The 15181-nt window shown below is 33.0% G+C and carries 15 protein-coding genes and 1 pseudogene; 3 read left to right on the forward strand and 13 right to left on the reverse strand.

The annotated features are described in order from the left end of the window. Positions 1–5 precede the first annotated feature (5 nt). Both mltG and OLM51_RS07535 read left to right on the forward strand, forming a co-directional pair. Entirely contained in the window at positions 6–1046 is a 1041-nt protein-coding gene (mltG, locus tag OLM51_RS07530) for an endolytic transglycosylase MltG (protein ID WP_264553711.1), read from the forward strand. Between the two features lie 554 nt (positions 1047–1600). Continuing rightward, a complete protein-coding gene (locus tag OLM51_RS07535; RefSeq protein WP_264553712.1) occupies positions 1601–2239 on the forward strand; it encodes a peptidoglycan-binding protein LysM in 639 nt (212 codons plus the stop codon). A 57-nt stretch (positions 2240–2296) separates the two neighbouring features. Here OLM51_RS07535 and scpA read toward each other — a convergent pair whose 3' ends face one another. The 13 genes and pseudogenes from scpA to dnaA form a co-directional block, all read right to left on the reverse strand. Continuing rightward, positions 2297–4432 (reverse strand): methylmalonyl-CoA mutase, encoded by a 2136-nt coding sequence (gene scpA, locus OLM51_RS07540; protein ID WP_264553713.1) that lies wholly within the window; start codon positions 4430–4432, stop codon positions 2297–2299. Positions 4433–4474: 42 nt separating this feature from the next. Then, the gene (locus OLM51_RS07545) at positions 4475–5839 is read right to left on the reverse strand and encodes a methylmalonyl-CoA mutase subunit beta (protein ID WP_264553714.1); all 1365 of its coding nucleotides are present in this window, start codon (positions 5837–5839) and stop codon (positions 4475–4477) included. 16 nt (positions 5840–5855) lie between these two features. Beyond that, positions 5856–6188 (reverse strand): FtsB family cell division protein, encoded by a 333-nt coding sequence (locus OLM51_RS07550; RefSeq protein ID WP_264553715.1) that lies wholly within the window; start codon positions 6186–6188, stop codon positions 5856–5858. 196 nt (positions 6189–6384) lie between these two features. Then, positions 6385–6993 carry a uridine kinase gene (gene udk, locus OLM51_RS07555; protein ID WP_264553716.1) on the reverse strand — a complete coding sequence of 203 codons (609 nt, stop codon included), beginning with the start codon at positions 6991–6993 and terminating at the stop codon, positions 6385–6387. A 255-nt stretch (positions 6994–7248) separates the two neighbouring features. Next, positions 7249–8130 (reverse strand): SDR family oxidoreductase, encoded by an 882-nt coding sequence (locus OLM51_RS07560; RefSeq protein WP_264553717.1) that lies wholly within the window; start codon positions 8128–8130, stop codon positions 7249–7251. Positions 8131–8204: 74 nt separating this feature from the next. After that, positions 8205–9332 (reverse strand): methionine aminotransferase, encoded by a 1128-nt coding sequence (locus OLM51_RS07565; protein ID WP_264553718.1) that lies wholly within the window; start codon positions 9330–9332, stop codon positions 8205–8207. A gap of 47 nt (positions 9333–9379) precedes the next feature. Beyond that, complete coding sequence (locus tag OLM51_RS07570) at positions 9380–10171, reverse strand: energy transducer TonB (protein WP_264553719.1); 792 nt, start codon at positions 10169–10171, stop codon at positions 9380–9382. A gap of 220 nt (positions 10172–10391) precedes the next feature. Further along, complete coding sequence (locus OLM51_RS07575) at positions 10392–10919, reverse strand: hypothetical protein (protein WP_264553720.1); 528 nt, start codon at positions 10917–10919, stop codon at positions 10392–10394. 515 nt (positions 10920–11434) lie between these two features. Next, the gene (locus OLM51_RS07580) at positions 11435–11677 is read right to left on the reverse strand and encodes an energy transducer TonB (RefSeq protein WP_264553721.1); all 243 of its coding nucleotides are present in this window, start codon (positions 11675–11677) and stop codon (positions 11435–11437) included. 5 nt (positions 11678–11682) lie between these two features. After that, the gene (locus OLM51_RS07585) at positions 11683–11850 is read right to left on the reverse strand and encodes a hypothetical protein (RefSeq protein ID WP_264553722.1); all 168 of its coding nucleotides are present in this window, start codon (positions 11848–11850) and stop codon (positions 11683–11685) included. 20 nt (positions 11851–11870) lie between these two features. Continuing rightward, positions 11871–12584, reverse strand: coding sequence for an SAM-dependent methyltransferase (locus OLM51_RS07590; RefSeq protein ID WP_264553723.1), 714 nt, complete (start codon positions 12582–12584; stop codon positions 11871–11873). Positions 12585–12657: 73 nt separating this feature from the next. Next, entirely contained in the window at positions 12658–13125 is a 468-nt protein-coding gene (locus OLM51_RS07595; RefSeq protein ID WP_264553724.1) for a low molecular weight protein-tyrosine-phosphatase, read from the reverse strand. A gap of 9 nt (positions 13126–13134) precedes the next feature. Continuing rightward, positions 13135–14561: pseudogene (gene dnaA / locus OLM51_RS07600) on the reverse strand (chromosomal replication initiator protein DnaA). Positions 14562–14747: 186 nt separating this feature from the next. Between dnaA and OLM51_RS07605 the strand changes: the two are divergent. Then, positions 14748–15152, forward strand: coding sequence for an acyl-CoA thioesterase (locus tag OLM51_RS07605; protein WP_264553725.1), 405 nt, complete (start codon positions 14748–14750; stop codon positions 15150–15152). Positions 15153–15181: the final 29 nt, after the last annotated feature.

A 15181-nucleotide genomic window follows, 5' to 3' on the forward strand; every position in this document is an offset into this window, starting at 1 on the left:
AAACTTTGAAATTAAAAAAAATCATCACAATACTAGCTGTAGCCGTAATTTCTGTTTTAATGATTTACGGATTTATTTTAATTAGCAGAATATTTAGTGCTAATACTAAATTTGAAGAAAAAGAACTTTATGTATACGTTCCTACAGGAGCTAACTATACAGATGTAAAAAAAATATTAGAACCATACATTAAGAATTTCGACAATTTTGAATTAGTAGCCAACAAAAGAAGCTATCCTGAAAATGTAAAATCAGGTCGCTTTTTGCTTAAAAAAGACATGAACAATATTGATTTGGTACGTGCTATGCGCTCTAATGTTCCGGTAAAATTGGCTTTTAATAATCAGGAGCGTTTAGAGAATTTTGCTGGCAGAGTGGGTTCTGAAATTGAAGCTGACAGTTTATCTTTATTAAAAGCAATAAAAGATTCTACTTTTATGGCAGCAAACGGATTTAATGAAGAAAATGTTTTTGCCATGTTTATTCCAAACACTTATGAAATTTACTGGAATACTTCTGCAGAAAAGTTCCGTGATAAAATGATTAAGGAGTATCATAATTTTTGGACAGCTGAAAGGATTGAAAAAGCAAAAAAACAAGGTTTAACTCCGGTTCAGGCTACTATTTTAGCTTCAATTGTTCACAAAGAGTCGGTTAAAAAAGATGAACGTCCACGTATTGCTGGTGTTTATTTAAACCGTTTGCGTTTGGCAATGCCTTTGCAAGCTGATCCAACTGTAATTTATGCTTTAAAATTAAGAGATAACAATTTTGATCAGGTTATTAAGAGAGTTTTTTATAATGATTTGGTTATGAAATCGCCTTATAATACTTATGTAAATATTGGGCTTCCTCCGGGGCCAATTGCAATGCCTGATATTACGGCACTTGATGCAGTTTTAAATCCTGAGAAAAACGATTATATTTATTTTTGTGCGAGTGTAGAACGTTTCGGTTATCACGAATTTGCTTCAACTTTGGCAGAACATAATGTTAATGCGAAAAAGTATTCTGACTGGATTGCAAGTCAGGGTGTAACAAGATAATTAGTTATTAAAAATAACATTATAAAAAACCGAAGCTTTTAAGCTTCGGTTTTTTTATGATTTAAGTTTATGGCTTCAGTTAAATTTTATGCAATCAGAGCTAGAAAAAATGTTTTGTTTGCAAGGTAATTTTCGTACAATATGATTCGATTCTCAGAATAATTTTTGAAAGATTAAAGGTGTTTTTTGTTCATTAAGATTAGAAAACGATGTTTTTTATGGTTTTTATCTTACAAATTTTTTGCAAATTTTTAGAACAAGGATTAAATTTGCGTTAGTAAATTGGAAGTTATTGTGAGTTTTGTCTTATTATTTTAACTAATTTGGTAAAAATTTGATAAAAATGATGTTTTTTGGTTTTATTTTTTGAGGCTATTTCCGAAGTTTTTGATCTCTGCCAAATCTCCCGAAAAGTGCATTACCAGAGGGTTTTAGGAGGATTTTAAATTTCTTAAAAACATGTAAAGTGTTGATTTATAAGGTAGTTTTGTATTTGTTATCTTTGCATCGTAGAAATTTCAAAAGGGTGACAGCGTTTTGAAGAAAAACAATTTATGATAAAGAAATGGTATTTTTACGCGAGTTTGATCGTTATTATTACATTTTTAAGTTTGGGTTTTAAACCCTTCAATCTGGAGACCAAGCCTTGGTTCTTAACAGAAAAAACAGATGGAACAGAATACATGTTTCCATCACAAGAAAAGGATGATTATCCTAATTTAAACTTCCCATACACCGGAAACCATTTAATAGGCTTTAAAGAAGCAGTTGCTTTTAAAGAATCTCAAGGAAAGTACCGTTTGGTCAATTCACTTGGTTATATGGGGAAATATCAATTTGGGGCTGAAGCTCTAAGAGCTATTGGTATTAAAAACAACAAAAACTTTTTAAAAGATCCGGCATTACAAGAAAAAGCTTTTATTGCATTACTATCCAAAAACAAATGGATTTTGCGTAATGAAATTCAAAAGTACGAAGGACAGATTATTAGTGGTATTGAAATTACCGAATCTGGTATTTTGGCTGCTGCGCATCTTGGCGGAGCTGGCTCAGTAAAAAACTTCTTTAAGAATAAAGGGAACAGGCATTTTAGAGATGCTTACGGAACTTCTTTAAGAAGTTATTTAAAAGCTTTTGGAGGATATGATCTTTCGTATATTGAGGCAGATAGTAACGCCACAGTAAACGATTAAGAATGAAAAGAAGAATAAAAAAATCCCGAAAACTTCGGGATTTTTTTATTGCTATTATTAGTCAATTAAGATTTCTAAAATTTGAATGGCTGCTTCACTGATTTTAGTTCCGGGACCAAAAACGGCTACAGCACCGGCATCAAATAAATATTGATAGTCCTGCGCCGGAATAACACCACCCACAATCACCATAATATCGTCGCGACCATGTTTTTTTAGTTCTTCGATTACTTGTGGGACCAGAGTTTTATGTCCGGCAGCTAAAGAAGAAACACCTAAAATGTGAACGTCATTTTCGACAGCTTGTTTAGCGGCTTCAGCAGGAGTTTGAAAAAGTGGACCTATATCGACATCAAAACCTACATCTGCATAACCAGTTGCTACAACTTTTGCGCCTCGGTCATGCCCATCTTGCCCCATTTTGGCAATCATGATTCTTGGACGTCTTCCTTCTTGTTTTGCAAAAGCATCTGCTAACTGCTTAGCTTTTTCAAAATTTTCGTCATTTTTTATTGCTGCACTATACACACCGCTAAAGGATTTAATTTGTGCTTTAAATCTGCCAAAAACACTTTCCAGAGCATCGCTAATTTCTCCTAATGTTGCTCTTTCGCGAGCAGCTTCAGTAGCAATTTCCAGTAAGTTTCCTTGTCCGGTTTTGGCACAATGAATTAATTTTTCCAGTGATTGATTTACTTTTTCAGTATTTCTTTTTGCTTTTATGTCAGTAAGACGTTCAATTTGCTGCTTACGAACCATTTGGTTGTCAACATCTAAAATATGTAACGGATCTTCTTTTTCTAATCTAAATTGGTTTACACCAACAATAATATCCTGACCGCTATCAATCTTTGCTTGTTTTCTTGCGGCAGCTTCTTCGATTCTAAGTTTAGGGATTCCGGCTTCGATAGCTTTTGTCATACCGCCTAATTCTTCAACTTCCTCGATTAGCTTCCAGGTATTTTTTAGGATTTCATTAGTCAATGATTCAACATAATAACTTCCTCCCCAAGGATCAACTGTTTTGGTAATTTTAGTTTCTTCCTGTAAAAATATTTGAGTATTACGGGCAATTCTGGCAGAGAAGTCAGTTGGAAGTGCAATTGCTTCATCAAGTGCATTGGTATGCAATGATTGCGTTCCTCCAAATGCTGCTGCTGTAGCCTCGATACAAGTTCTCGCTACATTGTTAAAAGGATCCTGTTCTGTTAAACTCCAGCCACTAGTTTGGCAATGTGTTCTAAGAGCTAAGGATTTATCACTTTTTGGATTAAATTGCTGAATTAATTTTGCCCAGATCATTCGGCCGGCTCTCATTTTTGCGATTTCCATGAAATGATTCATACCAATAGCCCAAAAGAAAGAAAGGCGAGGGGCAAATTCATCAATTGACATTCCGGTTGATAATCCTGTTCTAATGTATTCTAAACCATCTGCTAACGTATAGGCTAACTCAATATCTGCTGTCGCGCCTGCTTCCTGCATATGATAACCTGAAATAGAGATAGAATTGAATTTCGGCATTTTTTTGCTCGTAAATTCAAAAATATCAGCGATGATTTTCATAGAAGGTGTTGGTGGATAGATATAAGTATTACGCACCATAAATTCCTTCAAGATGTCATTTTGAATTGTCCCTGACAATTTACTTAATGCAACTCCTTGTTCTTCGGCCGCAACAATGTAAAAGGCCATAATTGGCAGGACAGCTCCGTTCATAGTCATTGAAACTGACATTTCATCTAATGGAATCTGATCGAATAATACTTTCATATCTTCAACAGAATCAATCGCAACTCCGGCTTTTCCAACGTCACCAACTACTCTTTCATGATCTGAATCGTAACCTCGGTGTGTGGGTAAATCAAAAGCAATAGATAGCCCTTTTTGTCCTGCAGCAAGATTTCTTCTGTAAAAAGCATTACTTTCTTCTGCTGTTGAAAATCCTGCATATTGACGAATTGTCCATGGGCGTCTTACATACATTGTAGCATAAGGTCCGCGTAAATTGGGTGCAAAGCCAGCCCCGAAATCAAGAAATTCTAAATCTTCAAGATCTTTTTGTGAATAGTTTTTTTTGATTTCAATTCCTTCAGCAGTCATGAAGTTTTCGGTCATTTGTTGATTCTGATCAACATCTGACTTCTCACTTTTAACTTCTAATTTTATATGTTTAAGGTCTTTTCTTATCATGGAGACACTTCTTTGTAAGAGATTATTAATTACTTTAAAAGACTATTCAAGTTCTAAACGTTCTTGTTCCAGTTTCTCTGCTAATCTTTTTTCTATTATTGGTGTAATTAATGTTTTTCTTGGTTTAATTTTTACAAAAGGAAACAGTTCTAAATCATGTTTCATTTTGTCTTCTTTGTTGGGATATTTATTCGTTCCTAATAAAACTTCTTTTTTTGAATCGAATAAATCTTGTTCTTTATTGGCGCTTTCCTGAATTTTCTTTTTGATCGTTCCGTCGTTTAATAATTTTAAGAAACCACCATTGGATTCAATATCTTTAAATAAGGTAAGACTTTTTTCTGCCAGTTGTGTGGTTAAGCTTTCTATATAATAACTGCCGTCAGCCGGATTATTTACTTTGTCAAAATAGCTTTCGTGTTTCAGGACTAACAATTGATTTCGAGCAATACGATCTCCAAATTCATTGTCTTTATGGTATAAGGCGTCATAAGGTAAATTGGCTACAGAATCTGCTCCTCCTAATATTGCCGACATGCATTCGGTTGTGGTACGAAGCATATTAACATTGTAATCGTAAATGGTTTTATTACGCCTCGTTGGTGTTGCCAGAATATGACATTCGATATCAGGATTATATTCTGCAGCAATTAATTTAAAAAGCATTCTTAAAGTGCGAAGTTTTGCAATTTCAAAGAAATAATTCGTTCCAATTGATACCTGGAAAACAATTGGAGTTACAATATTTGGTAAACGATTTAAATATTCGTTTGCGTGCGCTAAGCTGTAAGCGATTTGCTGTGTAATATTGGCTCCTGCATTTTGGTACAAACCTAAATCAATACTTAGGAGTGAAAGATTGGTGACTGTTTTTGAAATATTTTCCAGTGTTTCAAAATTATTTTTGTCAGATGTTGTGAACCAGTTTCCTTCTCTTGCAAAATGGCCAATTGGATCTATATTACAGAAAAAAGTTGCTTTTTTCTGAATTGAAATTGAATCCAGTTTTTTTACGAAATCGATTGAGATAAAACTCAAATTAAAGTAAACGATTTTGTTTTCTAAAGGAAGAGTTTCAAGTAGTTTTTGAATATCGATATTCTCATTTTCTATTGAAAAACGTAAACTTTCAGCACCTCTTTCGATAGTGTTGATGGCTCTTTGAATCGATTTCTCGACATCATGAACAAAAATATTTTGACAGATTGTAAAGTTTGAAACCTGAGTTTCTGCAGACGCAGCACCAGCAAACTCATCGCGGTGATAAAAAGGTTTTACCTGAATATCTTCTGGAGAGTTCCAGATAACTGTTTCGTTGTAATCAGCTCCATCCAGTTCAAACTGAATTTTTTGTTTCCATTGCTTGGATGAAATCGGATTGAAATCGTTGAACAGGGTAGTGGCCATTGGGTGTTTTTTCTAATTATTCTTTATCTTGAATGGTATCTCCTTCAAATTGGATGATGTAAATATCTTCGCTGTCCTTTTTCATAAAGTATTTTTCGCGAGCATATTTTTCTATTTGTTCAGGATTCTTAAGTTGTTTAATCTGTTCCTGATCTTTTTTTATTTCTTGCTGATAATATTTTTTATTGTCTTGCAATTCATTTATCTGGCCATCAAGAAAGCGATGATCAAAATAGGAGTAGTTGTCTAAAAATAACATCCAGACAATAAAAAACAGAAGGACCCAAACATATTTATTGCCAAGGTATTTGAACCATTTTTTGCCTTTGTATGGATTTTTTAATTTCATTTTTAAACGAATATTTTTTTTGAATTGGATTGTTTTTTGACCCCGATTACTTCACCAAGTTACTGCCTTTTATTTGTGTTCAGTGAACTTTGTTTGAGCCGGTTTTCTTTTTATGTCTGCCGCAGCAGACATAAAAAGATAAAGGCGAAAACAGGAATCAGCTCCTAATTATTATGGTTTAAATTTACGATAAAAATTATAAAATTCGCTGATTAATTACAGCACGCACAACATCAATTGCTACAGTGTTGTATTTGTCATTCGGGATAATAATATCAGCAAATGCTTTTGACGGCTCTATAAATTGCTCGTGCATAGGCTTCAATGTGTTTTGATAACGGTTTAAAACCTCGTCGATATCACGTCCTCGCTCTGAAATATCTCTTTTTAAACGACGGATTAATCTTTCATCTGAATCTGCGTGAACGAAAATTTTGATATCAAAAAGTTCCCGTAATTCCGGATTTGTCAAAATTAATATACCCTCGACAATCATTACTTTTCTAGGGTGAGTTGAAACCGTATCGTCAGTTCTGTTATGCTGAATAAAAGAATAAACAGGCTGATCAATAGTTTCTCCGGCTTTTAGCGCTTTTAAATGTTTTACTAATAATTCAAAATCAATAGCTCGAGGATGATCAAAATTGATTAATGCTCTTTCGTCAAAAGATAAATTATCGGTTTGTTTATAATACGAATCCTGAGAAATTACGCCCACTTCAGTGTCTGGTAATTCGTTCATGATTTGGTGTACTACCGTTGTTTTTCCACTTCCTGTTCCTCCTGCAAGTCCAATAATGAGCATAAAATTTTTGTTTGATATTTGTTTGGCAAAAATAATAATTTAACTGAATTGCTAAACATATTATGTAATTTAACCATATAAGTAGGGTAAGTAAATTTAAGCAAGTAGAATATTTAAACAATTTGTTACTTCATTGAACTTATATCACTTATATGGTGAAAAAGATAAAAAAAATCCCGATGAGCAATGCTATCGGGATCTTGTGCAATCAGTATAGTTTTAATAAAATATTCTGAGTTTAGTAAGCACTTGTAATTATTTATTCTTTTTTGCTTTTATCATCATTTCAAGCTGATCCCAAAGTTCTTCTGGAATTGCTTCTAATAAATTGAATTGTCCGGCACCTTTTAACCATTCGCCTCCGTCAATTGTAATTACATCTCCGTTTACATAAGCAGAGAAATCGGAAACTAAATAAGCAGCTAAATTGGCTAATTCCTGATGATCTCCTACACGTTTTAATGGCACTTTTTTAGACATATCAAATTTTTCGGCAAGATCTCCCGGTAATAATCTGTCCCATGCACCTTTTGTAGGGAATGGCCCCGGAGCAATCGCGTTAGAACGAATTCCGTATTTTGCCCATTCTACAGCAAGACTTCTTGTCATAGCTAAAACTCCTGCTTTTGCAGTAGCACTTGGTACTACGTAAGCTGAACCTGTCCAGGCATAAGTAGTAACAATATTTAAAATTGTAGCCGATGTTTGTTTAGTGTCAATCCAGTGTTTTCCAAAAGCAAGTGTACAGTTTTTAGAACCTTTCAGTACAATATCGATAACAGTATCGAAAGCATTGGCAGATAATCTTTCAGTTGGAGAAATAAAGTTTCCGGCTGCATTGTTCAAAAGAACATCTACTTTTCCGAATACTTTTAATGTTTCCTGAAGCATGTTTTCTACTTCTTCATAATGACGAACGTCACATTGAAGAGGCAAACATTTTCCGCCAGTTTCACTTTCAAGTTCTGCAGCAGTAGCTTTAAGCTTTTCTAAATCTCTTGAAGTAATCGCTACCTGAGCGCCTAATTCTAAGAAATATTTTGTCATTGCTTTTCCTAAACCACTTCCGCCGCCAGTAACTACAATGACTTTACCTTTTAAGGCGTCATCTCGTAACATTTTATCTGTATAGCTCATACTTTTCTTTTTTTACAATATTAATTAAAAAAATAGGATGCACGCATACTATTGTTATAAAATTTTGATAAAGTTTATATTTTGGACAATTTTTTTGCTGCTGACTCTAATGTAAAATTGTCTTTGGCAAAGCAAAAACGGATTAATTTCTGGTCTTTATGATCTGAATAAAAAGAGGAAATAGGAATAGCGGCAACACCATGATCTGTAATTAGTTTTTTACAAAAAGTAATATCGTCATCGTTTGAAATATTGGCATACGAGGCAACCTGAAAATATGTCCCTTCGCATGGTTTAAGTTCAAATTGGCTATTTTTAAGCAGTTTCTGGAAATAATCTCTCTTTTCCTGATAGAATTTCCCAAGCAAATTAACATCAACAACATCTAAATATTCGCTGATGGCAAACTGAGAAATACTGTTTACGCTGAAAACCAGAAATTGATGTACTTTTTTGATTTCTTTCATTAAGTGTTCAGGAGCAACAGTGTAGCCAATTTTCCATCCCGTGATATGAAATGATTTTCCAAATGAAGAAACCATAATACAGCGATCTAAAAGAAAACTTTTGGTATGTGCCGAAATGTGTTTTTCTTCAAAAGTGATGTATTCGTAAACTTCATCAGATAAAACCAGTAGATCGGGATATTTTGATAGTAATTTTTCTAATTGAAGGAAATCTGCTTCGGTTAATATTTTTCCAGTCGGATTATGCGGATTGTTGATGATAATCATTCGGCTTTTCTCCGAACAAGCTTTTTCGATTATTTCCCAATTTGGGGTATAATCATCATTTAAGGCTACCCGAACAGGTTTTGCTTTACAAAGTAAAACAGGTGACTCGTATGAATCATAACTCGGATCGAGAATAATGACTTCGTCATTTTCTTTTACCAAAGCCAAAATTGAAGTAAAAATTCCCTGTGTGGCCCCAGCTGTAACTAAAAGTTCTAAATCAGGATTGATTGTTCTGTTATAAGAACTCTGAGTTAACGCTGCAATTTTACTCATCAATGGCGGATAACCTGCCATTGGCGTATATTGATGGACGTTTTCCTTTGATAATCGGGCAACAATATCCGTCAATCTTTCATCAACAGGAAAATTTGGAAATCCTTGAGAAAGATTTATCGCATTATATTCGACTGCCATTTTTGACATTACCGTAAAAATGCTTGTGGTTACGTTTGGGAGTTTACTCATGGTAAAAGTTTGATTTGGAGAAACTTGTTTGAGAAAATATTAGGATGTTAATTTATAACTATAGGCATAGAATATAAAACTCGAACTACTTTGTTATTTTGTTTTCCGGGAGTCCATTTTGGAGAATTTTTTAATACTCTAATTGCTTCTGCACCCGTACCGAATCCAATGTCTCTTAAGATTTTTATATCACTTAAAGAGCCATCTTTTTCGATAATAAAAGTAGCATAAACTTTTCCTTTTAAATCATTTTGTGGTTTTTTGTAATTGTCTTTTAAAAAATGTTCTAAGGCTTCTTGGCCACCTGGAAATTCAGGTCTTACTTCTATACCTGCGGTATTATAAACTTGATTTTCTTCTTCAATAACAGGTATAACTGAACTGCTTTGAGTAGAGTTATACAATTTGACTGCGTTTGGTGGTTCGTTTCCAGTTACATTTATAGGAAATGAATATTGCCATCTTACAGGTTTACCATTTTTCTTTGCAGGAATCCATTTTGGAGATATTTTTAGAACTCTAATAGCTTCTTCTCCAGTTCCATGACCAATATCTCTTAAGACTTTTATATTGCTTAATGTTCCATTTTGTTCAACCATAAAAGCAACATAGACTTTACCTTTTAAGTTACTTACGTTAGGCATCTTGTAATTTTTCTTAAGAAAATCGTTGTGTAAAGCCTCTGGCCCTCCAGGAAATTCCGGTTTGGTATCTATGGTTGGAATTTCTTCTGTTTTATTAAGTACTGCATCTGGATCTGATTTGATTGTTGGTTCTTTATATTGTGAAAATGTATTTTGTAGAAAGCAAATCAAAACAAGTAGAAGTAACTTTTTCATTACGGTGTTTTTAGGGTTAGTTTACATTTACATGAATTACAAAAATTGTCAGTCTGTTATGAAGATTTACTTTCAATTTTTTTGGATAGAAATTTTAATTATAAATGTACTTGTTTTTTGAAGTAAATCAATATTTTTTTCTTTTTTAGATATAAAAAAAACATTAAATAATGACTTCGTGCCAGTAAATCAGTTATTTAATGTTTTTCTTATAATTGTTTTATTGTATAATTTCTCCGGTTGGTTTGATTACTAGTTTGATAATTTCATTGTCTTTTTTGATTTTCAGATTGTATTCTTTTTGTTTGATATCGCCTTGTTCTTGAGTATACGTAAATTTGTCTTTTACTATTGTATATCCTGGGTATTTCGAATATATCGCGTAAATTACTTTGCCGGGAAGTTTTACGTTTTCATAATTTTCAACGACACTGGTTAGTTTTCCATTCTCATTATAGGTTGCAGATAAGGAGCCTTGTGCGGATTCAAAGACTACTAAGTACGAGTCATAGCCTTCATAATCTTTTCCTAAATTATAAGAAATAAAATGTTTTTGAAGCGCTTTAACTCCTTGATCCGGATTTCTGTCAGGTAAGTAAATCGAAAAATCCTTTCCTACGCTTTTAATTACAACAGCAGGTAAATCTGCCATTTTTATTTCAGCATCTTTTGGGCTGATAATTTCGCCTTGAGAGTAAGAATTTGTCGTCAGACTAAAAAATAATATAAAAAAAAGAAATGCTTTCATGATATTTAATTTTAAAATATTAATTAATTAAGTTAATCTTAATGATTTAAAATTATATGAAGGCTTCCTTATTTTCTTCCCCTTTTTGATGATGTTTTTAATGTTAAATCATTAAACTGTAGGGTTTTGAGTGTTTTTTTTTGGAACCAGATAAAAGTAACTCTTTTACCTATGTATAAGAGTTAAAAATATCTTTATAGATTGTTAATTTAAAGCAGTTTAAGAGTGTTTTTTTAAGAAAAGATTATAACGGATCAACTCACATTGTTTAATAACAACAAGTGGTGTAGAAATTTGAACTAATAATTACTGATATCTACCGGAATTATAGTGATTACATTTTGTGAATAATAAAAATCGTAGGTCTGCTATGTAAAAATTCTCTGAGAAAGATTTATCGTATTATATTCGGATGCCATTTTGGCTATTACCGTAAAGATGCTTGTCATTATTTTTGGAAGTTTGCTCATGACAAAGTTTGGTTTTGAGGAAATTTGTGAGTGAATAAAATAAACTTAATTTATTACCATTGCAATGGAGTAGAGAACTCTAATGGTTTTATTGTTTTGTTTTCCAGGGCTCCATTTTGGAAATAGTTTCAAAACTCTTATGGCTTCCGTGCCTGTTTCGTGTCCAAGATCTCTTAAAATTTTAGTATCGCTTAATGATCCGTCTTTTTCAATAATAAAAGTGGCGTATATTTTTCCTTTTAAACCTTCTTTTGGATTTTTGAAATTTTGTTTTATAAATCCGTTCATTGCGTCTACTCCTCCCGGAATTCTGGTCTTACATCTATTCCTGCTGTATTGTAAACTTGGTTTCCTTCAATAATAGCTCTTTCTGAATCACTTATATATCTTTTAGGTTCTTCAATTTGAGAAAATGCATTTTGAGCAAAACAAATTGCAATCAGGATTAAAAACTTTTTCATAAGGAGGTTTTAAGGTTAGCTTACATTTTATGAATAATAAAAATCGTAGGTCTGTTATGTAAATCCACTTTTAATTTTTTCCAATCCGAAACTTTCATTGTTTTGATGAACTCTGTTGGTAAAGTAATATCTGTAGCAATACAAAGATGTGTTGACGGGTTTAAAATCTGTAAAAGATCTTCAACCAATTTGTTGTTTCTATAAGGTGTTTCAATAAAAATTTGAGACTGATTTTTATCCTGAGATAATTTCTCAAAATGCCTTAAAGCTGATTTTTTCTCGTCTTTGTCAATTGGCAAATATCCATTGAAAGTAAAACTTTGTCCATTCATTCCGGAAGCCATCATAGCTAATAAAATAGAAGAAGGGCCAACTAAAGGTACCACTTGAATCCCTTTTTCATGCGCTAATTTTACGATAACTGCACCTGGATCTGCTACACCCGGACAACCTGCTTCACTCATTAAACCCATATTTTTTCCTTCTAATAAAGGTTTGATAAAGTCTAGATGTTCACTTGGTTCTGTACGTTTGTTAAGGGTAAAAAGAACCAGTTCAGATTGTTTCTTTTCAGGATAAACTGCTTTTATAGATTTTCGAGCTGTCTTGTCATTTTCTACAATGTAGTGGTCTATCAACTCTATACTTCTTCTTACTGTTTGTGGTAAAACATCCATTGGATCGCTTTCACCCATTGTAGTTGGAATTAAATATAGTTTTCCGAGAAGTTTCATTTGATGCTATTTTAGAGTTTAAAAAGAAAATGTATTTCAATTATTAACTTAATAATTAAAATACATGGAGAATTTATGAATGTTTTTTGATGAGTTTTTGTGCAATAATGTCGGCCACTTCATCAAGCATTTGATATACATTGTCGAAACCATTAACGGCTCCGAAATAAGGATCGGGGATATCTACATTTTCATCTGGAAATAGTTCATTTAAAATTAAACGAACTTTATTTTTGTGTTCTGGTGTTTTGGCAAGTTGAGTGACATCGCGGTAATTTGAATTATCCATGACATAGATATAATCAAATTCATCAAAATCTGAAGTTTTAAATTGTCTTCCTCTTTGATTGTCTATACTTAAACCGTTTTTTTGAGCAACGGCGATAGAGCGTTTGTCAGGTGCATGTCCTACATGCCAGGATCCAGTTCCGGCAGAATCAACTAAAAATTTGTCTTTTGGTAATTTTGATGCTAATATACCTTCTGCTAAAGGTGATCGGCATATATTCCCCAAACAAACCATTAAAATTTTTATTGGCATGATTCGCGTTTATAGCGTTAGTTTTTTGTTGATATCTTCGACAAACTTTTTGAATTGTTTGTCTGTAGAAACTAAATTGTCAACAGTTTTGCAAGCATGTAAAACGGTAGCGTGATCGCGATCTCCAATTTGTGAACCAATGTTTGCCAAAGAAGCTTTGGTAAATTTCTTTGCAAAAAACATAGCCAATTGTCTCGCTTGTACAACGTGCCTCTTTCTTGTTTTAGATTGAAGCGTTTCTATATCCAACTGGAAATAATCAGATACGATTTTTTGAATATAATCGATAGAGATTTCTCTCTTTACGTTTTTAACAAATTTTTCAACTACACTTTTTGCTAATTCAATTGTAACTTCTTTTTTGTTGAAAGAAGATGAGCAATTAGCGAAATAATTGCGCCTTCAAGTTCTCTAACGTTAGATTTGATATTACGGGCAACATATTCTAAAATGTCTTCCGGCATATCAACACCATCACGATAAAGAATGTTCTTCAGGATCGAAATACGAGTTTCGTAATCAGGCTGATGTAATTCTGCAGATAATCCCCATTTAAAACGAGATAATAAACGTTGTTCAATATCTTGCATGTCAACCGGAGCTTTATCAGATGTTAAGATTACCTGTTTTCCGTTTTGGTGCAAATAGTTGAAAATGTGGAAGAATACGTCCTGAGTTCCTGATTTTCCAGATAAAAACTGAACGTCGTCAATAATTAAAACATCAATCAGCTGATAAAAATGAATAAAATCATTACGATTATTCTTTTTTACAGAATCAATATATTGTTGTGTGAAAATTTCGGCAGAAATATATAAAACCGTTTTTTCTGGATATTTGTCTTTTACTTCAACACCAATAGCATGTGCTAAGTGTGTTTTCCTAAACCAACTCCTCCAAAAATCAATAAAGGATTAAAAGAAGTTCCTCCAGGTTTATTGGCAACAGCCATACCCGCAGATCGAGCCAAACGGTTTGAATCTCCTTCAAGGAAATTGTCAAAACTGTAATTTGGGTTTAGCTGTGATTCAATTTTTAAATTTCGGATTCCCGGAATTACAAAAGGATTTTTAAGCTCAGGATTTAAGTTTTTAAACGGAGCATCCACCTCTTGTGGTTTTCATTGGCACTCTGTTGGAACTTGGCAGCTGTTCGGTAAACGGCTGTTTGTTTCCATAAGTGTTTTCCATTTTAATTTTATACAGTAACTTTGCGTTTTTTCCCAGTTCTTTGGTAAGCGCAACTTTCAATAATTTAACGTAATGTTCTTCTAGCCATTCGTAGAAAAATTTACTAGGTACCTGAATGTATAATGCGTTGTCGGTTAGCTCAACTGATTTGATTGGTTCAAACCAAGTTTTATATGCTTGATCTTGAATATTGTCTTTTATAAAGGACAAACAGTTTTCCCATACCGATTGAGCAGTTTTAGTCATAGATTCAGATAAGTTTTTTATTATTGATAAAGATTCTCCTAATAAAAAAGGAGCAAATTTTTTCCGTATTTCGGGATAACAAATATGTGAACAAATTTCTGTAAAAAAAAATATTTTGGAGTCTAATTTTATAAAAAAATGTTGTAAGTGAACTTTGGGAATTTAATTTTTTTTAATCTATAAATAATGAAAAATCATCAAACGCAAGTGCGTGTTCGTTACTCAGAAACGGATCAAATGGGAGTCGTTTATCATGGGAATTATGTGCCATATTTTGAGATTGGACGCGTGGAATGGCTTAGAAACAAAGGGATTTCGTATGCAAGCATGGAAGAGAGCGGTATTGGATTGCCGATTGTTTCAATGCAAATTAATTATAAAAAATCGGCACGTTATGATGAGCTCTTAACAATTCATACAGCTTTCAAAAGTCAGTCATCTGTTAAGATTGAATTTGACTGTGCTATTTATAATGAAGCGAATGAGTTATTAACAACGGCAGTGTTTATTTTAGTATTTATTTCGTTAAAAACAGGTCGTCCAACGGCCCCTCCAAATTACATTTTGGAATTATTTAAAACACTAGTATAATTGTTAAAATGAAGTACGTTTTAATGTTA

It is taken from the genome of Flavobacterium sp. N2038 (assembly GCF_025947185.1).
GTDB lineage: Bacteria > Bacteroidota > Bacteroidia > Flavobacteriales > Flavobacteriaceae > Flavobacterium.